The following is a 20584-nucleotide window of genomic DNA, read 5'->3' as shown; positions in this document are numbered from 1 at the left end:
CAGGTCCGCCGGCCATCGTCCTCCCGCCTGGAGAGAATGAAGCCACCAGACTTCATGGGCTGGCTGCACTCGGAACAGGCCGCGGCGTCGTCGGTCATACCGCGCACCTTAACGGAGCGACCGCTTCGTCCTGCTTCAACTGCGGTGAGTGCCTGACCTCCAGCCGATGTATCTCTCACCTGCTGCGATGGTCCGCGGCTGTCCGCCGGGGTCTTGTCCGGGATCTTGGTGACCTGGTATTTGCTGGTCAGGGGCTGTGGGCTCGTGCGCCTGGTGGTCGTCGTTGGTCGTCCTTGGCCACTGTTGAACAGCGTCGGACGGCCCAGGGACGGCCCGGACTTCCGCTCATCGGCCCTCCTGGGCGGCGGTGCCGTTGGTTGCTGTGGCGCTCTGGTGCGATCGCATTGCGGTTCGTAGAGCTTCGAGTTCGGTCCGGGGAGACGGCCGACCCCAGTGGGACTCGTAGGCTTCGCCCTGTTCATAGTCGATCCGGTCGAAGGCACGGACGGCAGACCGTGCGAGTGCCGTGACGGTGTGGCGGCCTGACCAGAGAACTACCCCTGAGCTATCCGGAGCTTGGGCCTCGTCGGCGCTGACCAGGCGGGCATCAACCGCAGATCCATCTCTGTGGAAGAACCACCGGTACGCCTGTGGCTCTCCTTCAAACTCGGCGAGTGTGTCCTCGTCACCGAGGACGAGCCGGGCATGTGCGCGTCGTCGTGGTGCGTGTGGGTGACCGGTCATGCCGGCCGTCGCCCGACCACCAGTAGGTGGGAGCTCGCCGAGAGCAGCTCCGGGTAGGGCTCTGCCATCCGTGCCGCGGTCAAGGCCGACTTGAAGAGCGGTGAGTCGGCGAGCGGTTCGCCCGTGTGGCGTTCCGTGGCCGCCAAGAGGGACCAGGCGGGGCCTTCGATGCCGTAGACCTCGGTAGAGGTGAAGGCAGCGGCAGTTACCTCGTCGAGGAGTTGGGCGCCGGTGTGGAAGTAGGCCTTCGTGAAGGCCTTTCTGCCGTCGTGGATCTGGGTGGCGAGGATGCTGGAGATGCTGTCTCGCAGAGGCTCCTTGTGGAGGTGGGCGAAGGCGGTGTGTTCGAAGAGGGAGGCGTAGCGGTTGATGCCGGCCACTGCGAGGAGGCCCCCCGGTTTGAGCACGCGGCGGGCCTCCGCGAGAGCCCGGTCTCGGTCGGCTCGCTCGGGGAGGTGGTAGAGGGGGCCCAGGAGAAGGACCACGTCGTAAGAGGCATCCGGTTGTGGGAGGTCGCGGGCATCGCCCAACGCCGCTGTGGCACCGACTCGTTCGGCCTGGGGCAAGTGGCGGGGGATCGGGTCGATGACGTGGACTTCGTAGCCGTCCGCCACGAGCCAGCGGGCGTGGGCGCCGGGACCGCCGCCCACGTCGAGGATGCTGGCGGGCGGGGGCGGCAGGTGGCGGCGTAGCAACTCCTGGGTTCGGACCAGTTCCAGGTGTCCGTCCGCCGTCGTGGACAGCCGGTCGGACTCGTTGATCCTCTCCGTGTAGAACCTCACGATCTCCGGCGCTACCTCAGGGCTTGGCATACGGGCATTCTGGTGGCGAACCGGTGGACCAGTCCAGTGATCGGAAGCGAGACCCATGCCGCAGCTGAAGTACGAGCAGATCGCCGAGGATCTGCGCACCCGGATCGCGAACGGCGAGTTCGGGCCCGGGGACATGCTTCCGTCCGGCCGCGATCTGGCCGAGCAGTGGGGTGTGTCCAGAGCCACCGTCGTCAAGGCGTACGACGTTCTGCGTAACGACGGCCTTGTCAGTGCTCGGCAGGGCGCTGGATTCGTCGTCGCCGAGACCCCCGTCGCCCGGCCCGCCGGCGCCCGCCGCGTCGGCTCCACCCGAGTCTCAGGTGGCGCCCCGTACCGGCGTATCGGTGTCCCCGACCGTACGGTGCCGCCGCCGCACGTCGCGGAAGCGCTGGAGTTGCAGGCGGGCGAGGAAGTGCTGCGGAGAATCCGGCTCGTGTTGCTCGACGACGGCTCCCCACACACGCTCGTGACTGCCTGGTTTCCTGCCGCCGTCGCTGACGCCGCCCCACGTCTGGCTCTGAGGGGGCCCATCGCCGAGGGGACCACGCACTACGTGCGCCGCGAGACAGGCCGTATCCCGGTGGAGGGGACTGACACGACTACGGTGCGGCTGGCCGACAGCGATGAGGCCCAGTTGCTCGAAGTAGAGCAACCGGCCGCGGTCGCGGTCGTGCTGCACGTGGCCTTTGACCAGGATCATCGGCCGCTCGTCTGCGAAGAGGGAGTGACGGCCTCTCATGTGTTCGAGCAGGTCGACAACTACCCCATGAGGTAGGGAAAACGGCGTTTCGCTTGACTGGACCGGTCCACCGGTCCAGTCTCTTTTTGGGGCGACGCCACGCCCGCATCGGGCACGGGACACCCCGGCGACCGCCGACACGGTCCCGGGCACGGCCGATCAGACCTGACAAGGAGACCGACGATGCACCTTCTATCACGGGCACTCGTACGGGTGAGGGCCGTGTTCTTCGGGCCGCCTGAACCTGAATCCGACCGCACGGCCCACGAACCCGACACCGCACCGGCCCCCGTCCCGAGCATGCTCGCCAACCACCTCTCCCCCGAGATGTGGGCCGCCTTCCTCGCCAGCGCTCGGCGTCACAGAGGCCGAACGCGAACCCGATGTCCGAGGCCTCAGACCGAACTGCCGGACATCACCACCAAGGACATCGCCAGCACCCTCGTCGGGGCGTATGTCCTGACTCCCGAGGTGCGGCAACAGCTGCGGCAGGTACGGCAGTTCGCGGAGGTGTGCTGATGATCAGCGGACAGGCACCGGAACAGGGACGGGGACGGGTCCAGGCCGTCGCCGAACGAGCAGAGATCCCCATGCTTCGCGCCTACCAGCTGTGGTTCGAGCACACCCGCCGATGCGCCGAGGGCTGCAAGGGCCGCCCCAAGGCTCAGGACGGGTGTCTGGAAGGGCGGAAACTGTGGGGCACGTACCGCCTCACCCGCATCGGAAAGGACGGGGCGACGCATTGAGTTGGACCATCGAGCGCACCCCCGAGCGGCCGGTACGGCGCATCGGCGACAACCGTCTCGCCGTACCTATACGCCTGACCCGTACCGGCGGAGACCCGACAGACACTGAGCTGACACTCACCCTCGCCGAAGCCGAGCACCTGCACGCCGCCCTCTGCCGAGCCCTCGACAGCCAACCTCCGCCACCAGCCGCACCGGAATGTCGACGGTCCGTCCAAGCCTCGCCCAGCGCCGCGCACATCATCGAGCGCGCGTAACCGACACGACCCCCGTGCCCGGCGGTTGTCCACCGGGCACGGGGGCCGACCACGCCGACCGGCTGACCGTCAGCGGCGCCTCACGTCCCCCTTCCCGCACGCCAGGCCGTCCCCGTCGCGGTCCAGCCTCAGGGGGTCGTCCTTGCCGTTGACCTTGAGCGGGCCGTAGTCGTTCCGGGTCAGCCACGCGCAGCGTGCGGCCGTCGTGTTCGCGACCTCGGACGGGAACGTCGTCGGCACGCAGACGTTCGCCGTGCCGTAGTGGCGGTCGCAGCCGGAGAGGGTCGGGCTGACCTTCTTCGACCTGACCTTCTTGCCCGGGCCCGTGACCTTGCCCTTCGGGGCGTCCGCGAAGTCGTGGACGTGGGCCGACGGGGCGTCGCCGGAGGCCTGCGCGAGGGCGGTCGGGCCCTGGAGGTGGACCCATTCGGCGACCGAGGGGACTCCGTTGGCGTCGACCGCGAAGAGCATGTACCAGCCCGGCGGGGCCAGGTTCGGGTTGCTCGTCACGTTCAGGTCGACGTTGTTGCCGTCGACCGACAGAGGAAGGTCCACGAAGCGCTGGTTCGGATCCGACGAGTGCGTCACGGCGGCGGGGCGGATCAGTTCCGCCTTCGCGATCGGGCGGTCGACCGTGATGCGTTGCGTGTCGCCGTACACCCACTCCTTGTCGATCACCGAGGTGATGGCGGGGCGGGCGCCCTTCAGGAGGTACGGCGGGGTGTAGATCGACACGTCGTGGTTCCAGGTGCCGTTGCCCGGATTGTCGCCCGTGGTCATGACGCGGCCGTCGGGCAGGAGGAAGGCCGAGGAGTGGTAGCCGCGCTCCTCCGGATCCGTCGCCACCTGGTCGAACGTGTTGGTCGCCGGGTCGTAGATCGACGTCTCGTAGACCGGGTCGGCGCGGTTGTGCAGGGCGCCGCCCGTCTCCAGGACCTTGCCGTCGGGCAGCAGCACCGCCGAGACGTACATCTTGCCCTGGTCGCCCGTCTGGGCGACCTTGCCCGCTCCCAGGTCCACCGTGCCCTGCGGGATCGGTGGCCCGGCGACGTACGCCGGGTTCGCGGCCTTGAGGTCGATGACGTCCGTCAGACGGTTCGCCGCCGGGTTGGAGTCGATGTTGCCGCCGCCGAGCGTGAGGACCTTCTGGTCCTGGGCCGGGGGCAGCAGCACGCTCGCGGACTGGTCGCGTTCGTCCTTCCGCTGCAGGCCGGGGACCTGCGTGACCGTGTTGGCCCCGTAGTCGTAGATCGCCGAACCCGTCCCCGGGATGTTGTTGCCGAAGACATGGCTGCCCGAGTAGAAGAGGCGGCCGTCCTGCATGAGGATCATCGACGGGTACAGGCCCCAGTACGACCAGGTCTGGTTGACCTTCCAGAGTTCGAGCCACTTCTGCTCGGCGTCGGACCACAGCTCGGCCGTCACCGAACCCGTGGAGTCCTCGCGCAGACCGCCGAAGGAGATGACGTCGCCGTTGCCGAGGATCGTCGCCGACGGGTACCAGTGGCCGTCGTTCATGTCGTTCGTCTTGCTGTACATCTCCGTCACCGGGTCGAAGACGTACGAGTCCTTGTAGCCCTCGTAGCCGTGTCCGCCCACCACCGGATACGCCTTGTTGCCGCTCATCACCAGCACCCGGCCGTCGTCCAACTGCACATGGCCCGCGCAGAACATGTCGTCCGGGGTCGGGATCTGCTTGTACGTGCCGTTCTTCGGGTCGTACACCGCCGACGTGAAGGTGCCCGCCTCGAACATCTCCTCGCTGTTGCCGGACCCGGCGATCAGCAGCACCTTGCCGTTGTTGAGGACGACGGAGTGCATGGAGCGGACGGGGTTCTGGGTGGGCAGGACGTCCCAGCGGCCGTTCTGGCACTCGGTCGGCGTGCCGGTGCACTCCGGGTCCGGGACCGGGTCGGCGACCTGGTCCATCGTGTAGTCGTCGGTGGTGACGGCACCGGTGCCGTAGACGGAGACGCCCCAGGTGATCCGGTCGGTGCCCGCCGGGACCGCGGGGGTGCGGATCGTCGCCTCGGTCCAACTCCCCGCCATCTCCAGCGACTTGAGGTCGGTCCAGTACTGCCAGCCGGCGGTGGTGTCGTGCCGGAAGAGCGTGAGGGAGGTGTCCGGGGTCGTCGACTTGTACCAGAGGCCCAGGTCGTACTGCTTGCCGACGGTGACCGGCGGCGCGCAGGCCGCCGACTCCGTGATCAGGGCCTTGCGGTCGCCGGAGACCCGGCGGGTCAGCTCCACCTTCATGGCTTTGGAGCCCGAGTGGGCGTCCGCCACCGCCGTGAAGGTGAAGTCGTTGTCGCCCCAGCCGGACTTCGACCAGCAGTACGGCATGTCGCCGGTGCCGGCCGTCTCGAAGCCGGGGTTCTTGACGAGGTTGGCGGCGGACGCGGGCTGGGGCGAGATCAGCAGCAGCCCGGAGGCGAGTGCGCCCACCGCCAGCAGTGCGGTTCTCCGTCTCGGTCTCGTCCGGGTCGTCCAGTGGTTCTTCAGAAGGTTCCTCACGCGGCTCTCCTTGCCGACTTCTCCGACTTCTCCGGCTGACCGGGCTGACCCGGCTGACCGGCCTCCTCCGACCGCTCCGGCCGACCGGTCTTCCTGTCCTCGCCGCGCTCCCCACGGCGAGACCTCCCGCCACGGCCGGACTTCTCGCGCGGCAGATAGACGAGCGCCTCGGTCCCCACGAAGCGCAGCACGAACGTCGTCACCAGGGCGAGCGCGGTCGCGGGCAGCGCCCCCATCCCGAACTCGCCGACGAACAGGGCGATCAGCGGGATGCGCAGCACCAGATCGGCGTTGGCGAGCAGCGCGAACCTGCCGATGCGGTCCCATCCCTTGCGGTGCCTACGGCGCTCGCGGAAGCACAGGTGCTCGATGAGGAGGAAGTTCCAGACCACCCCGAGCTGGTTGGCGAGGATCTCCGCGGGCACGTAGTGCAGGCCGGCCGAGGTCAGGGCGTAGAGACCGGCGAGGTTCGGGACGAAGCCCGTGACACCGATCAGCCCGAAGACGATCATGCGGGCGAGCGGCGAGGCCGTCCGCAGCCCCATGAGGTGGCGCAGGAACCTGAACCCCTCGCGCGCGGTCGACTTGGACTCGCCGGCGTAGCGGTCCTGGAAGACGAACGGCACCTCCGTGACCCGCCGGGGGCGGCTGCGCACGGCGAGTTCGAGGAGGATCTTGTAGCCGAGCGGCTGGAGGACGTCCGCGGTGACCGCGCTGCGGCGGATGGCGAAGAAGCCGCTCATCGGGTCGCTGATGCCGTGCAGCCGGCGCGGGAAGAGGGACTTGGTCAGCCAGGTCGCGCCGCGCGAGACGGCCACGCGGTAGCTCCCGGCGAGTCCGGCCCGGCTGCCGCCCTTGATGTAGCGGGAGGCGACCACCAGACCGGCGGCCGACCGCTCCCCGGTGGCCACCAACTCCGGTACCAGGGACGGCGGATGCTGGAGGTCGCCGTCCATGACGACGACCCAGTCGGAGCCGGCTGCTTTGATGCCCTCGACGACCGCGCCGCCGAGTCCGCCGACCGGTTCGTCGCGGTGCAGCACGGTCACGGGGAACGGGCAGTCCTGGGCGGCGGCGTCGATGACCTCCGGGGTGTCGTCGGTGGAGTCGTCCACGAAGACGACCTCGCAGGGCAGCCGGGACGGCACCGTCTCGGTGATGCGGTGCAGCAGCTCCCGTACGTTGGCGGACTCGTTGAAGGTCGGTACGACGATGGTGACGGCCCCCGGCTCGGGCACCTCGGCGCCGCGCACCGCCGGGTCGCCCAGCTCTTCGGGGGCTGTGGACTCGTAGCTTCCGCTGCTCATCGGTCGCCTCCAGCGGCCTCGGTCTCGCGGATCGGGTCGTTGTCACCCTCGGCGGCACCGGCGTCGCGGGCCCGGTCGTCGTCCCCCGCGCCCTCGATCCTGCGGATCTCGATCCGGTCCTCGCCGGTGCCGAAGGTGGCCACGGGGGTCGAGTTCTCCATCGCGCCCTTGACGTTGGGCAGGTCCTCCGCGTCGCGCCGTACCGTCGGGGAAGCGACCACGTAGTCGAGGTCGCGCCAGCCGCGGGGCATCGTCTTCGTCACCGCCGGGTCGAGGTCGGCCTTGTAGAACCAGATGACGCCGAGGCCCGGCTCGTAGCCCTCGTGGACGAGGTCGAGCCAGAGCGCGTCGTCGACGAGGACCCGGGTGTCCGCGGGGTCGTCGACCTCCCGGCCGAGCCACTCGGCGGCCCGCTGGTAGGGCGCGTTGGCGTTGAACGTCATCGCGGTGTGGTTGCCGTCGTACCAGCGCGGGACGACGTACGCGGCCGCGGCGGCGGCCAGGGCGAGGGCGAGGGCGTGCCTCGCCCAGGTCACGGGCCTGCGTTCGGTCGCGCTGCGCCATCGGCGCAGGACGCCGTGGGTGACGCTCGCCGTGCCGCCCGCGAGGACGAGCGCGAGGAAGGGAAGCGCCTGGAGGACGTACATGGCGGGGAGGTAGCCGGGGCGCAGGGCCATGCCGGCGAGGATCGCGACGGCGAGCGCGGGGCCGGCGAGGGCTCTCGCGGTCACCGACCAGCGCCAGGTCAGCAACAGCAGCAGCGCGCCCGCGAGCCCGCCGAGCGGCAGCACGCGGTCGTAGTACAGCCAGGACTGCAGGACGCCGTACGAGCCCGTGCCCTCGGTGAGGATGAAGCCGGAGCCGGGGCGGCTCATCTGGTAGACGATGCCGTCCCAGAGGGACACATGGCCGGCGCCGGGCAGCAACTCGCCCTTGAGCAGGGCGAACAGCGGGTACGAGACGCCGATCAGGGTGCAGGCGGTGACGGCGCCGGTGATGGCGAACTTCCGGGTGTCCCGGTGGCTGTGCCGCCACATGGTGAGCAGCACAGCCGGCAGGACGAGGAGCATCGTCTCCTTGGTGAGCACGGCCGCGGCGGCGGCGATGCCGGCGCCGAAGTGGTGCCAGAGGTGACGGCTGGGCGAGGCGGCGAGGCAGAACGCCAGCAGGGTCCACATCACCGCGATGTTGTCGAGGAAGATCTCCCGCTGGAGCACCACCGACAGCGGGGACAGCCCGAAGAGGGCCATGCCGAGGCCGGCGGCCCAGCGGGGCAGCGACAGACGGCGGCCGAGGACGTAGACGAGGACGGCGCTGACCGCGCTGATCAGCAGCATCACCCCGCGCATCGAGCCGACGGTCATCGACGCGGGGGCGAGCTGCGCGGGGATCCAGGTCAGGACGGCGAGCTGGATCCAGCCGAAGGGCGGGTGGTCGTACCAGTAGGTGTAGTGGGCGAGGCCTCTGCCCTCCTGGACGGCCCAGGCCTGCGCGAGGTAGGTGCCCTCGTCGTCGCTGAGGGTCGGGTAGTCGGCGATGTTCCAGCCCTGCACGATCATGATCGCGACGAGGAGGAGACCGCACAGGAGCAGGTCGGGGCGCGAGTCCCGCAGGCGCTTCGGCGGCGCCTCGGGCGCGGGCGAAGCGGAAGAGGAACCGTTTGTTCGGCCTGTCGAACCGGCTGTGGGCGCAGCTGTCCGCTGCGCGGGGACCTTGACTTCCGTCTTGGCCGCCGCGGGAAGTGTGGAGGTCACGCAGGAACGTCCTCTCGGTTGACGTTCGCGTTCACGAGATGTGCGCCGACATGGCTCGTCAGCTCCCAGTCGTTGCGGCCCCGTTGCTCGCGCCACACCGCGCGTACGGCGGCGAAGGCGAGGAGCACCTGGTAGAAGGGGCCGCCCACGACGAGCTTGACGTAGTGGACGAACCGGACGCGGAGGCCGTACTGCTTGCCGAAGTCGTGCAGTCCGACGACCTCGAACACGAAGGTGACGAAGGCGGTGACGGCAGGCAGGAAGGTGATGAAGGCGACGCCGACGGGGACGTCGAGGAAGAGCGCGATGGCGACGTTCAGCGGGATGATCACACCGGAGACGGCCTGGAGATAGGGCGTCATCAGGGTGTAGCGGGCGAGCAACCGCTGCCGGAATCCGGGCAGTTGGCGCCAGTCCTTCTTCCGGTAGACCTGGAGGAAGCCCTGGTTCCAGCGGGTGCGTTGCTTCATCAGCGACATCAGGCTGCCGGGGGTCTCCTCGCGGGTCACCATGTCGGAGTCGTAGGCGACGACGACCTTCTTGCCGACGCTCGACAGCCGGACGCCGAGGTCGCAGTCCTCGGCGAGGCATTCGGGATCCCAGCCGCCGGCCTCGCGCAGCACGTCGGTGCGGACGAAGACGGTGTTGCCGCCGAGCGGAATGAATCCTTTCTGCGCGTGCAGATGGAGCCGGGACCGGAACCAGAAGAAGTACTCCAGGCAGTTGCGCAGGCTGTACCAGCTGGAGTTGTAGTTGATGAGCTGCACCCCGCCCTGCACGACGTCCGCGCCCGTGGTGCGGAAGGCGTGGTCGACGTGGGACAGGAGCTCGGGGTGGACCTGGTCCTCGGCGTCGAAGACCCCGACGACGTCGCCCCGGCAGTGGGGTAACGCCGTGTTCATGGCCTTCGGCTTGTTCTTCTTCTCGTGGTGGTCGACCACCACGCGCACACGCGGGTCGCGTCCCGCCGCGGCCCGGGCCACCTCGGCGGTCTCCGGGTCGTCGTGCCCGACGATGACGATGATCTCGAAGTCGTCGTGACCGGATTCGAGCAGTCGTTGGATGGTGTGGTCCAGCACGGCCTGTTCGTGGCGTGCCGGCAGCAGCAGTGAGAACGACACATGTTCGTCGCCGTCCGGTCTGCTGAAGCGGGTGGAGGCCAGCACTTCGGGCGTTCGCCACGCGTGCATCTGCCACCACAGCGTGAAGGCCGCCATCCAGAACAAGAGCAGCGAGACGACGGCAATGAAGACGGACGTCAGCAAGAAAGATCCCCCCAGATCCCCAAATCCCCCTGCGCGACGGTGAGTTACTCCCGCCGCGTAACTGTGCAGAGCCTAGGGGGAAACTGTGAATCCCGGGGACCCTTCCGATAAAAACCGTGTTTCCGTTCGGGGGAACATCTAATCGGATGTGTCCGCACACCGGCCTGTTTCCAGCCAGTTGTTCGATCTTGTCCTAGTCCCGGACCGGCGCGTTTCAGCCGGTTGCGCCCGTGGCGGGCGATCCGAGCGCCGTGCGCAGCCTGTCGACATCTGTCGTAGGAGCGTCACAGGTGAAGTTACGGCAGACGTACGCGGTCGGTTCACCGCCGACGAGCGGACGGTCGGCCAGCAGCGGCAGTTCGTCACTGTCCGTGGTCCCCACGGCCACCACCGCGCCCGGCGCGGTCCCCAGCAACGCCGTCCGGTGCAGCTCCTTCGTCCCCGGATGCCCCTCGGGTCCGACGACCGCCACCTCACGCGGCCCGTCGAGCAGCGCCTCCGCCGTGGCCAGTCCCCATCCGATGAACCTCGGCGCCCTCGGGCCCAGGGCCTTCACCACGCCCAACGCCCGTTCGGCGGCCGTCCGATGAGGCTCGGAGGCGGTGTGCGCGGCATAGCTCAGCAGGGCGCCCGCCGCCGCGCTCCACCCCGACGGCGTGGCGTTGTCGGTCGGGTCCTGCGGCCGCCGGATCAGCTTCTCCGCGTCGGCCGCGGTGTCGAACAGCGCCCCCGACTCCTCGTCGACGAACCGCGCGAGCACATGGTCGAGCAGGAACCCGGCGAACTCCAGCCACACCCCCTCCCCCGTGACCGACGCCAGCGCCAGGAACCCCTCGGCGACGTCCGCGTAGTCCTCCAGCACCCCCGCGTTGGCCCCGACCTGCCCGTCCTTGCTGGTCCGCGCGAGCCGCGCCCGCTCATCCAGGTGCAGTCGTACGAGGAGGTCGGCGGCGGCGATCGCGGCGTCCACCAGGTCGGGGCGGTCGAAGTACGCGCCGGTCTCGGCGAGCGCGGCGACGGCGAGGCCGTTCCAGGCGGCCACCACCTTGTCGTCGCGGCCCGGGGCGGGCCGGCGCGCACGCGCCTCGTTCAGCCGCGTCCTGACCGACTCGATCCGTTCGGCGTCGAACACACCCTCGTGCTGCGGCAGTTGGAGAACGGAAGCCCCCTCTTCGAAGGTCCCCTCCTCCGTGACCCCGAAGTAGTGAGCGGCGAGCGCGGCGTCCTCCTCACCAAGCACTTCGCTCAACTGCTCGGGCGTCCAGACGTAGTAGGCGCCCTCGACATGCTTCCCGGAGCCCGTCCCGTCGTCGCTGTCGGCGTCCAGTGCCGAGGCGAACCCGCCCTCGTTCGTGCGCAGTTCGCGGACCATGAAGTCGGCCGTCTCCAGGGCGACGCGCCGGGCCAGCTCGGAACCGGTCGCCCGCCACAGGTGGGCGTACACACGGCACAGCAGGGCGTTGTCGTACAGCATCTTTTCGAAGTGCGGCACGACCCACTCACGGTCGACGGAGTACCGCGCGAAGCCGCCGCCGAGCTGGTCGTAGATGCCGCCGCGGGCCATCCGCTCGCAGGTGTCCCGCGCCATCTGGAGCGCGCCCTCGGAGCCGGTGCGCGCGGCGTGCCGCAGCAGGAACTCGATCACCATCGACGGCGGGAACTTGGGCGCCCTGCCGAAGCCGCCCCGCGCCGCGTCGTACTCCCGGGTGAGCCCCAGCAGCGCCTGCGCGAGCTCGTCCTCGCCGGGCACGTCGACCGCCTCGAACTTCAGCTCCCGTCCCGCCAGATCCCGCACGATCTTCCCGGCGACCTCGGCGACCTCGTCGCGCCGGTCCGTCCAGGCCGCCCGCACCCCCTCCAGCACCTGCCGGAAGGAGGGCATGCCGTGACGGGGGGCGGGCGGGAAGTAGGTGCCGAAGTAGAAGGGCTCGCCCTCCGGGGTCAGGAACACGGTCATGGGCCAGCCGCCCTGCCCGGTCGCCGCCTGCACGGCCTCCATGTAGACCGCGTCGACGTCCGGCCGCTCCTCCCGGTCGACCTTCACGCTCACGAAGTGCGCGTTCAGATAGTCGGCGGTCTCCCGGTCCTCGAACGACTCGTGCGCCATCACATGGCACCAGTGGCAACTGGAGTACCCGACGCTGAGCAGCACCGGCACTCCCCGCCTGCGCGCCTCCTCGAACGCCTCGGCCGACCACGGCCACCAGTCGACCGGGTTGTCGGCGTGCTGGAGGAGGTAGGGAGATGTCTCGTGGGCCAGTCGGTTCGCCATGGGCACCATCATTCCCCAGTACCCGGGAATCGCAGTTCAGCACGGGGCGCGCGCCTGAAAGGGGCGCGGGGAACTGCGCGAGCAACCACAACAGACCCGCACCCGGCCGACAACCGGACCCCCCACGGCGAAACCTCGCACCCGAGCCCCCGCCCACGATCACGCCCTCTCGCCTAGTCGGACTACGCCCCGCACACTGGCCGGAGGCAACCGTTTCGGCGATAGGGGGACGTGTGATGCGGGACAGCCACCGGGGGGAGGCCGAACGGCTGTTGGTCCGGGCGGTCGAGGAGGAGGTCCGCAGGTCGGGCGGCCGCACCGACGGCGTCGTCCTGCTCGGCCGGGCACGCGCGTCCCTGGACACGATGGCGCAGAACGCGGCCGAGGAGTACGAGACCTACACCCGCGCACTGGACGAGTCCGAGGCCGGCCGCCCCACCTTCCGCCGGCGCTACGCCAAGGAGGGCGCCGGAACTCCCGTGCTGGTCGCGGCCGTTGCCGCCGGCACGGCGGTCGTCGCCGACCTCTCCTTCGGCGTCGCCCCCGGCACCGCCGTGAGCACGGGGGTGATCGTCGGCATCGCGAGCGCCGTGGCCACCGTCCTGAAGGTCACCGCCTCCCACCTCCCGGCCGCCCACCACCACGCGGGCGCCCTGAGCCAGCCCGGCGGCCCCGAGCAGCTCCGGTTGCAGTGGCTGACGGCACTGGAGGTGCGCGGCATCCGCCCGTTCCTCGACCAGCAGCGCGTCCTCGCCGCGTCGACGGCGACCGCGAAGAAGACGCCCCGACTGCGCGGCGCCGACAAGAGCGCGGCGGCCCGGCGGCGCAACGTACTGGAGCAGTCGTTCGCCCAACTCCCCGAGGCCGACGACCGGTTCGCGGGCCGACGGGCGGAGATGGGGAAGATCCGCCAGTGGGTGCAGGCGGCCCGCGCGGAGACCGAGACCCGGCCGACCGTCGTCGTGCTGCACGGCGCGTCCGGCTCCGGCCGCACCGCTCTCGCCGTCCGCGCCACACACGAGCTGCGGGACTACTTCCGGGGCGCCTGCGTGGTCGATCTGCGCGCCGACAGCCCGGAGGAGCCGCCGCTGTCGACCCGGGACGCGCTGATGCATCTGCTGAATCGTCTCGGCGCCCCCCGCGACCAGTTGCTCTTCCGTGAGCGCACCTCCCAGGACCAGCAGGTCAAACGGCTCAGCGAGCTGTACCACCAGCATCTGACCGCGCTGCCGGTGACGATCGTCCTGGACGACGCCTCCGACCCCGAGCAGGTCCGCGCCCTCGTCCCCGAGCGCTCCGACAGCCTCGTCCTGGTCACCGCCCGCTCCCCGCTCGCCCTCCCCGCCGACCTGCCCGCCTGGGTCCACCAGCTCCCCGTCGAGGCGCTCGACGGAGAGGGCGCGCTGGAACTCCTGGAAACGGTGGCCCAGGCGGCCGAGGCGCTGTCCTCGGGTCCGCCGGCTCAGGCGTACGGCAACTCGGGCTCGGCGAAAGCCGTGAAAGTGACCGACCCGAACTCGTACAACGCCGAAGCCGTCGCCCGGATCCGGGAGCTGTGCGGCGGCCTGCCCCTCGCTCTGCGCGTCGCCGGCTCTTCTCTGGGCCCGCGTGAGCCCCGCCGGCTGGCCACCGACCTGGGCGCGTACGGCCCGGTCGAGCCGGTCGAGCGCGCCCTGTGGCTGCGCTACACCGACTTCGGGGAGTCCTCGCGCCAGTTGTTCCGTCGGCTGGCGCTGGCGGGCCGCGCCTCCCTGGGCGCGGCGGCGGCCGCCTCGCTCCTCGCCACCGACGAGACCGAGGCGACCCGTCACCTCACCGCGCTCGCCCGCGCGGGCCTGATCGACCACGTCCACGGCAACCGCTACCGCCTGCACGACCTGGTCCGCGCCTTCGCCCAGGCCCGCCTCCTCGACGAGGAGGAGCCGAGCGAGCGCACCGCCGCGCAGGAACGCCTCATCGTCACGTACGCGGACCTGGCCGACTCCGTCCTGCGTCTCGTCGACGGCAACATGTCGACCCGCTCGGACCGCTTCGGCCAGCACGGCTTCGTGTCCCTGGAGGAGGCGCTGCGCTGGCTGGACGACGAGACCAGCTTCATCACCTCCACGCTCCGGCACGCGGAGGGCGTGAACGAGGCGGCCGTGCTCAGCCTGCTGGGCGCCCTGTGCGACTACTGCCTGCTGCGCGGCGACCTCTACCGCCTCGGTGAGCTCAACGAGCTGGCCCAGTCGGTGGGGCAGGGCCTGCTGACCCGCTCCGTGCAGTGGCGTACGGGTATCGCCGCCCGTCAGCTGGGCGAGCTCGACAAGTCCCGCACGACCCTGGCGTCGGTGGTCAACCTGTACATGGAGACCAACCACGACGCGGGCGCCGCCCGTGCCCTGTGCTCCCTGGGCATCACCCTCCACCACCAGGGCAATCTGACCGAGGCGGCGGAGAAGCTCCTGGAGGCCCTGCAGATGCAGTCGACCGCCGAACTGGCGGCGGACCGCGCCTGGACGATGCACGCCCTCGCGGCGGTGGAACGCGACCGATCCCATCTGGCGGACTCCCTGGACCTGCTGACCCGCGCACTGGTCCTCCACCGCCAGCAGGAGTCCCTGCACGGCGAGGGCTGGGCCTACTTCCAGCTCGGCCAACTGCTGCTGCGCATGGGCGAGATACCGCGCGCGGAAACCGAACTGCGCACCGCGCTCGACCTGTTCGGCCGCACCCGTGACCCGCGCGGCGAGGCCTGGTCGATGACCCAGCTGGCCCGCGCCCGCCTCATCGCCGGGGATCCCTCCGCCGCCGTCGACGGGCTGCGCCAGGCCGCCTCGCGTCACCGCGACAACGAGGACGCCCGCGGCGAGGCCTGGTCCGGCTACTACCTGGGCCAGGCCCTGGAGGAGACCGGCAACCTCGACCAGGCGGTCCGCGAGCTGGAGCGCTCCCGCACGATGTTCTCCCGGATGCGGGACGTCTACGGCCTGGCCTGTGCCCGCCACCACTCCGCCCGTGTCACCCGCGACCAGCGCGCCGTGCAGACCGGCTCCCTGCGCAACTCCGGCTTCGCCCGCCAGCTCCTCGTCGACGCCCGCGCCGACTTCCAGCGCATCGGCGTCGCCCACGGGGAGGCCTGGACCTGCCTGGAACTGGCGGTCGTGGACGCGGGCAACAACCGCACCCCCCAGGCACTGGCCCTCTGCGAGGAGGCCGCCCGCCTCTTCGCCTCCTACGGCGACCGGCGCGGCGAGGACTGGGCCCGCTTCCTCAAGTGCACCCTGCTGCCCTACGCGGCTCCCGGCGGCGTCGAGATCGGCACGGCCGTCGCCCAGGAGGATCTGGCCCACCTGTCCCGCACGGACCACCCTCTGCGTGACGAGAAACTCACCGAGTACATCGAGGCCTACCAGCTCCTCCTAGAACGCGGCGTGAACCTGGAGAGCGGCTGGCGCGCCTGGACCCTCGGCATGGTCCCGAACCGCCACGCGCGCGAGGTGATGGGGGTGCCGGTGCCGGGCGGCCACGGGTGAGCACGGGCTCGCCGCCCCTCACCGGGCGACGGCAGGGCGTGACCGCGCGGCACCTCTCCGGTGTCACGCGGTCCGCCCCTGAAGCCGTCGCGCCGGCGGTCAGCCCTTCGCCGGGGTCGTCCTCCCGGCCGTGTCCGTCGCCGTCTCCTCGACGGAGGCGTCCGGGTCCGGCGACTCCTCGAAGTCGACCTTGCCCATCTGCTTGTTCATGGACTTCATCAGGCCCCAGACGGCCAGGGCCATCACCGCGAAGACGATGAAACCGAGGACGCCGGGGGTGACCTTGTCCTCGTCCACCTCCTTGGCGAGGGGGACGAGGTGTGCGACTGCCAGGCTTACGCTCATGCCTGGCATTGTCCCCCAGGGCTAGCGGATGCCCGCAAAGAGGTCGTCCTCCGGGAGCGAGGTGTCCACGAGGGACTTCGCGAGCTCGTACTCCTCGGTCGGCCAGACCTCCCGCTGGATCTCCATCGGGACCCGGAACCAGCCGCCGTCGGGGTCGATCTGCGTGGCGTGGGCGATGAGGGCCTTGTCACGGATCTCGAAGAAGTCGGCGCAGGGCACATGCGTGGTGAGGGTGCGGTCCTTGTGGTCGGACTCGTCCCAGCGCTTGAGCCAGTCGCCGTAGGGGGACTCCAGACCGCGATCCAGCAGGGCGTGGTGCAGCGCCTCGGTGCGCGGGCGGTTGAAGCCCTGGTTGTAATAGAGCTTCTGCGGCTGGTACGCCGGGCCGTACTCCGCCTCGGGGTACTGCTCGGTGTCCGCCGCGCCCTCGAACGCCACCATCGAGATCTTGTGGGTCATGATGTGGTCGGGGTGCGGGTATCCGCCGTTCTCGTCGTAGGTGGTGATCACCTGCGGACGGAACGCGCGGATCTTCCGGACCAGCTCACCGGCCGCCTTGTCGACGTCCTCCAGGGCGAAGCAGCCGTCGGGAAGCGGCGGCAGCGGGTCTCCCTCGGGGAGGCCGGAGTCGACGAAGCCGAGCCACTCCTGGCTGACGCCGAGGATCTCGCGGGCCTCGTCCATCTCCTTCTTGCGCACCTCGTGAATGTGCTCCTCGATGTACTTGTCGCCCTGCAGTTTCGGATTGAGGATGGAGCCGCGCTCGCCGCCCGTGCAGGTCACGACCAGCACGTCCACCCCCTCGGACACATACTTCGCCATGGTGGCCGCACCCTTGCTCGACTCGTCGTCGGGGTGCGCGTGCACGGCCATCAGTCGCAGCTGGTCAGTCAAGACTCATTCCCTCGTCACTCGGCGCCCGGCCTGAACTACGGTGACTCGGCCCGGCGCGATCCGGTGAGTCCATACTGCCGTCCCGCTCGGACACCCGTGTGGGGCGGCCGTCAGGCGCTGGGCGGGGGCTTCTATAGTGACGGCATCGGAGGGCGGGATATTCCCCGTCGGGAGATCGACCGGATCAGACCGGATCCCGGATCGGACCGGATCGGAGAGGGCGACCATGACGACGGCGAGCACGCGGCTTCCCGAGGGCCGCTACGGCCGCTCCGCGGACGAGCGCGCCGACCGCAAGCTCAAGGTCATCGGCAGCGTCCTCGGCGCGGCCCTCCTCGTCCTCATCGGCTGGTTCGCCTACCACTACGTCGCCGGCAACAGGATCAGCGTCGAGATCTACACCTTCGATACCTCGGCGCGTTCGGTGAAGGTGCACCTCAGGGGCGACAAGGACGCCGGTGTCCCGGGCTACTGCACCGTGCGCTCCCAGTCCGAGGACGGCGCCGAGGTGGGCCGCGCCGACTTCCGCTTCGACGCCGCGACCACCGACATCGACGAGGTCGTCACCCTGAAGACGACCGCGCGCGGCACCACCGCCGAACTGCTCGGCTGCCACGCCGACTGAACGCGACCCTGACCTGCGTCGACGTAACGCTTGTGGTTTATGTCCTCCCCCATCCGCCGCTGAATTGTTAGGCTCGTGGTTTCGCCCACTCGTGAAGGAACATTCTTCTGTGTAGGGCGATGCTTTGTATTCCCAGTACCTACGAGGAGCACCTGTGACCCAGACCAGCGAGAACGTCACCTGGCTGACCCAGGAGGCGTACAACCAGCTCAGGGCCGAGCTGGACTACCTGTCTGGTCCTGCGCGCACGGAGATCGCCGCCAAGATCGCGGCCGCGCGCGAGGAGGGCGACCTGCGCGAGAACGGCGGGTACCACGCGGCCAAGGAGGAGCAGGGCAAGCAGGAGCTCCGTGTGCGCCAGCTGACCCAGCTCCTGGAGAACGCGAAGGTCGGCGAGGCGCCGGCGTCGGCGGACGGCGCGGTGGCTCCCGGCATGGTCGTGACGATCGCCTTCGACGGCGACGAGGACGACACCGTGACCTTCCTGCTCGCCTCCCGGGAGTACGCCAGCTCCGACATCGAGACCTACTCGCCGCAGTCCCCGCTCGGCTCGGGCGTGATCGGCAAGAAGGTCGGCCAGGACGCCCAGTACGAGCTGCCGAACGGCAAGTTCGCCTCGGTGAAGATCCTCAAGGCCGTGCCCTACCAGAGCTGACCGCCCGTCCCCCGCTCGCCCCATGGCCCCCGGCGCCCCCTCGGCGCCGGGGGCCCGGTCATGCACGGGGGCGGTGGCCGCTCATGCCGCCGCCGAGCGGTACTTCCGCACGGACAGGGTGCGGAATATGACGATGATGAGGACCGAGTAGATCAGCGAGGCCCACACCGGGTGCTGCATGGGCCAGGCGTCCGAGGGCGAGACCCCCGGGTTGCCGAAGAGCTCGCGGCAGGCCTGGACGGTGGCGCTGAACGGGTTCCAGTCGGCGACGTGCTGGAGCCACGGCGTCATCCTGCTGGAGTCCACGAACGCGTTCGAGATGAAGGTGACCGGGAAGAGCCAGATCAGCCCGCCGGAGGTGGCCGCCTCGGGGGTGCGCACGGAGAGCCCGATCAGCGCGCCGACCCAGGTGAAGGCGTATCCGAGCAGGAGCAGCAGGCCGAAGGCGCCGAGGACCTCGCCGACGTTGGTGTGGGTGCGCCAGCCGACGAGCAGGGCGACCACGGCCAGCACGGCCAGGGTGAGCGCCGTCTGGACGAGGTCCGCCAGCGTCCGCCCGGTGAGCACGGCACCGCGCGCCATGGGCAGCGAGCGGAAACGGTCGATGAGCCCCTTGTGCATGTCGTCGGCGATGCCCGCTCCGGCGCCCGCGGTGGCGAAGGTGACGGTCTGCGCGAAGATGCCGGCCATCAGGAACTCGGTGTAGACATCGGGGTCGGTGGTCCCGCCGATGTTCATGGAGCCACCGAAGACATAGGTGAACAGCACCACGAACATGATGGGCTGGATGAGCCCGAAGATCACCATTTCCGGGATGCGGGACATACGGATCAGATTGCGCTTGGCGACGACCAACGAGTCCCGGACGGACCGGGTGAACGGATTGCCGGACGGTGCGACGCGTGCGGTTCTGGTGGCGGTACTCACCTGGACCCCTCCTTCCTACGGCCGCGCCCCTTCGCGTCGGCCGCCTCCCCCTGCCCCTCGGTACCGGTCTCGTCCTTCACCTCGGCGAGGTGTCCCGTCAGGGAGAGGAACACGTCGTCCAGGGTGGGGCGGCGCAGGCCGATGTCGTCGATCTCGATGCCTCTGGTGTCCAGCTCGCGGATGACCTCGGCGAGGAGCTTGGCACCGCCGGTGACGGGCACGGTGAGCTTGCGCGTGTGCTCCTCGACGGTGGTCCCGCCCTTGCCGAAGCCGGTCAGCACCTCGACGGCGGCCGGGATGCGCTCGCGCTCGTGCACGACGACCTCGACGCGCTCGCCGCCGGTGCGGGCCTTGAGCTGGTCGGAGGTGCCGCGGGCGATGACACGGCCGTGGTCGACGACGGCGATGTCGTGCGCGAGGTGGTCGGCCTCCTCCAGGTACTGGGTGGTGAGCAGCAGCGTCGTGCCGCCGGAGACCAATTGCTTGATCACGTCCCACAGTTGCTGGCGGTTGCGCGGATCGAGTCCGGTGGTCGGCTCGTCCATGAACATCACCGGCGGCGACACCACCAGCGCGGCGGCCAGGTCGAGCCGGCGGCGCATTCCGCCGGAGTAGGTCTTGGCGGGGCGGTCGGCGGCGTCGGCGAGGTGGAACTGCTCCAGCAGCTCACCCGCGCGCACCTTCGCGTCCCGGGCCCGCATCTGGTAGAGCTGGCCGACCATCTGCAGGTTCTCACGGCCCGTCAGATATTCGTCGACCGCGGCGAACTGGCCGGAGAGACCGACCGAGCGCCGTACGGCGTCGGGGTCCTTCAGCACATCGATGCCGGCCACCACGGCCCTGCCGCTGTCGGGCCGCAGCAGGGTGGTGAGGCAGCGGACGGTGGTCGTCTTGCCCGCGCCGTTCGGCCCGAGCAGTCCCAGCACGGTGCCCTCGGGGACGTCGAGATCGACGCCGTCGAGGGCTCTTACGTCACCGAAGGTCTTCACCAGGCCTTCGGCTTGGATGGCGGCTGGCATGTGATTTCTCCACGTCGTCGGGGTTCTTTCACAGTGGAACAGCGGACAGCGAAACAACGGACAGCGGAACAGCAGCAGCGGAACAGCGGAGCGACGAGAACGGCACACCGGACACGAGACACACCATAACGCGATGTATCGCGTCTCTCAATGGACTTACCCGAACGGGTGACGCGTGCGGATCGAAAAGGCGC

At 69.9% G+C, this 20584-nt stretch carries 16 protein-coding genes; 6 read left to right on the top strand and 10 right to left on the bottom strand.

All coding sequences use genetic code 11. From position 1 onward, the window contains the following. Window positions 1-740: 740 nt before the first annotated feature. Entirely contained in the window at window positions 741-1556 is an 816-nt protein-coding gene (locus HW837_RS17705) for a class I SAM-dependent methyltransferase (protein WP_045563179.1), read from the bottom strand. Window positions 1557-1611: 55 nt separating this feature from the next. Here HW837_RS17705 and HW837_RS17700 point away from each other — a divergent pair, with 55 nt between their 5' ends. The 3 genes from HW837_RS17700 (at window position 1612) to HW837_RS17690 (ending at window position 3041) form a co-directional block, all read left to right on the top strand. Beyond that, window positions 1612-2331: a GntR family transcriptional regulator gene (locus HW837_RS17700; RefSeq protein WP_193380959.1), complete on the top strand. Its 720-nt coding sequence runs from the start codon at window positions 1612-1614 to the stop codon at window positions 2329-2331. 147 nt (window positions 2332-2478) lie between these two features. After that, window positions 2479-2814, top strand: a complete 336-nt coding sequence (locus HW837_RS17695; RefSeq protein ID WP_193380960.1) for a hypothetical protein — start codon at window positions 2479-2481, stop codon at window positions 2812-2814. Continuing rightward, window positions 2814-3041 carry a hypothetical protein gene (locus tag HW837_RS17690; protein ID WP_045563176.1) on the top strand — a complete coding sequence of 76 codons (228 nt, stop codon included), beginning with the start codon at window positions 2814-2816 and terminating at the stop codon, window positions 3039-3041. Before HW837_RS17695 ends, HW837_RS17690 begins: the two co-directional genes overlap by 1 nt. A gap of 326 nt (window positions 3042-3367) precedes the next feature. On the opposite strand, the gene HW837_RS17685 is transcribed toward HW837_RS17690, so the two are convergent. The 5 genes from HW837_RS17685 to HW837_RS17665 form a co-directional block, all read right to left on the bottom strand. Then, complete coding sequence (locus tag HW837_RS17685; RefSeq protein ID WP_193380971.1) at window positions 3368-5743, bottom strand: galactose oxidase family protein; 2376 nt, start codon at window positions 5741-5743, stop codon at window positions 3368-3370. Window positions 5744-5808: 65 nt separating this feature from the next. Beyond that, window positions 5809-7119 carry a glycosyltransferase gene (locus tag HW837_RS17680; protein ID WP_193380961.1) on the bottom strand — a complete coding sequence of 437 codons (1311 nt, stop codon included), beginning with the start codon at window positions 7117-7119 and terminating at the stop codon, window positions 5809-5811. After that, entirely contained in the window at window positions 7116-8873 is a 1758-nt protein-coding gene (locus HW837_RS17675; protein WP_193380962.1) for an ArnT family glycosyltransferase, read from the bottom strand. Before HW837_RS17675 ends, HW837_RS17680 begins: the two co-directional genes overlap by 4 nt. Then, window positions 8870-10138, bottom strand: a complete 1269-nt coding sequence (locus HW837_RS17670; protein WP_045563172.1) for a glycosyltransferase — start codon at window positions 10136-10138, stop codon at window positions 8870-8872. The genes HW837_RS17675 and HW837_RS17670 overlap by 4 nt, the downstream gene beginning before the upstream one ends. A 214-nt stretch (window positions 10139-10352) precedes the next feature. Next, window positions 10353-12410: a thioredoxin domain-containing protein gene (locus HW837_RS17665; protein ID WP_045563171.1), complete on the bottom strand. Its 2058-nt coding sequence runs from the start codon at window positions 12408-12410 to the stop codon at window positions 10353-10355. A gap of 236 nt (window positions 12411-12646) precedes the next feature. On the opposite strand from HW837_RS17665, the gene HW837_RS17660 reads away from it, so the two are divergent. Continuing rightward, the gene (locus HW837_RS17660; RefSeq protein WP_093790371.1) at window positions 12647-15925 is read left to right on the top strand and encodes a tetratricopeptide repeat protein; all 3279 of its coding nucleotides are present in this window, start codon (window positions 12647-12649) and stop codon (window positions 15923-15925) included. 99 nt (window positions 15926-16024) lie between these two features. Here HW837_RS17660 and HW837_RS17655 read toward each other — a convergent pair whose 3' ends face one another. Next, on the bottom strand, window positions 16025-16270 hold the full coding sequence (locus tag HW837_RS17655) for a hypothetical protein (RefSeq protein ID WP_045563169.1): 246 nt from the start codon (window positions 16268-16270) through the stop codon (window positions 16025-16027). Between the two features lie 21 nt (window positions 16271-16291). Beyond that, entirely contained in the window at window positions 16292-17143 is an 852-nt protein-coding gene (gene mca, locus HW837_RS17650) for a mycothiol conjugate amidase Mca (protein WP_045563168.1), read from the bottom strand. A 247-nt stretch (window positions 17144-17390) separates the two neighbouring features. Here mca and HW837_RS17645 point away from each other — a divergent pair, with 247 nt between their 5' ends. Both HW837_RS17645 and greA read left to right on the top strand, forming a co-directional pair. Further along, on the top strand, window positions 17391-17789 hold the full coding sequence (locus tag HW837_RS17645) for a DUF4307 domain-containing protein (RefSeq protein WP_045563167.1): 399 nt from the start codon (window positions 17391-17393) through the stop codon (window positions 17787-17789). Window positions 17790-17943: 154 nt separating this feature from the next. After that, entirely contained in the window at window positions 17944-18444 is a 501-nt protein-coding gene (greA, locus tag HW837_RS17640) for a transcription elongation factor GreA (RefSeq protein ID WP_045563166.1), read from the top strand. 81 nt (window positions 18445-18525) lie between these two features. Here greA and HW837_RS17635 read toward each other — a convergent pair whose 3' ends face one another. Next, window positions 18526-19371 carry an ABC transporter permease gene (locus HW837_RS17635; RefSeq protein ID WP_045563165.1) on the bottom strand — a complete coding sequence of 282 codons (846 nt, stop codon included), beginning with the start codon at window positions 19369-19371 and terminating at the stop codon, window positions 18526-18528. Further along, the gene (locus HW837_RS17630) at window positions 19368-20390 is read right to left on the bottom strand and encodes an ATP-binding cassette domain-containing protein (RefSeq protein ID WP_060883500.1); all 1023 of its coding nucleotides are present in this window, start codon (window positions 20388-20390) and stop codon (window positions 19368-19370) included. Before HW837_RS17630 ends, HW837_RS17635 begins: the two co-directional genes overlap by 4 nt. Window positions 20391-20584: the final 194 nt, after the last annotated feature.

The sequence above is a fragment of the Streptomyces caniscabiei genome (assembly GCF_014930365.1).
Lineage (GTDB): Bacteria > Actinomycetota > Actinomycetes > Streptomycetales > Streptomycetaceae > Streptomyces > Streptomyces caniscabiei.
The sequence above is the reverse complement of the archived record's forward strand: the minus strand, read 5'-3'. Positions and strand labels throughout refer to the sequence as shown.

Excerpts from the sequence above, each read along its gene's own strand:
- HW837_RS17705 (WP_045563179.1), bottom strand. The coding sequence starts at position 1,556 with ATGCCAAGCCCTGAGGTAGCGCCGGAGATCGTGAGGTTCTACACGGAG.
- HW837_RS17700 (WP_193380959.1), top strand. The coding sequence starts at position 1,612 with ATGCCGCAGCTGAAGTACGAGCAGATCGCCGAGGATCTGCGCACCCGG.
- HW837_RS17695 (WP_193380960.1), top strand. The coding sequence starts at position 2,479 with ATGCACCTTCTATCACGGGCACTCGTACGGGTGAGGGCCGTGTTCTTC.
- HW837_RS17690 (WP_045563176.1), top strand. The coding sequence starts at position 2,814 with ATGATCAGCGGACAGGCACCGGAACAGGGACGGGGACGGGTCCAGGCC.
- HW837_RS17680 (WP_193380961.1), bottom strand. The coding sequence starts at position 7,119 with ATGAGCAGCGGAAGCTACGAGTCCACAGCCCCCGAAGAGCTGGGCGAC.
- HW837_RS17665 (WP_045563171.1), bottom strand. The coding sequence starts at position 12,410 with ATGGCGAACCGACTGGCCCACGAGACATCTCCCTACCTCCTCCAGCAC.
- HW837_RS17660 (WP_093790371.1), top strand. The coding sequence starts at position 12,647 with ATGCGGGACAGCCACCGGGGGGAGGCCGAACGGCTGTTGGTCCGGGCG.
- HW837_RS17655 (WP_045563169.1), bottom strand. The coding sequence starts at position 16,270 with ATGAGCGTAAGCCTGGCAGTCGCACACCTCGTCCCCCTCGCCAAGGAG.
- mca (WP_045563168.1), bottom strand. The coding sequence starts at position 17,143 with ATGGCCGTGCACGCGCACCCCGACGACGAGTCGAGCAAGGGTGCGGCC.
- HW837_RS17645 (WP_045563167.1), top strand. The coding sequence starts at position 17,391 with ATGACGACGGCGAGCACGCGGCTTCCCGAGGGCCGCTACGGCCGCTCC.
- HW837_RS17630 (WP_060883500.1), bottom strand. The coding sequence starts at position 20,390 with ATGCCAGCCGCCATCCAAGCCGAAGGCCTGGTGAAGACCTTCGGTGAC.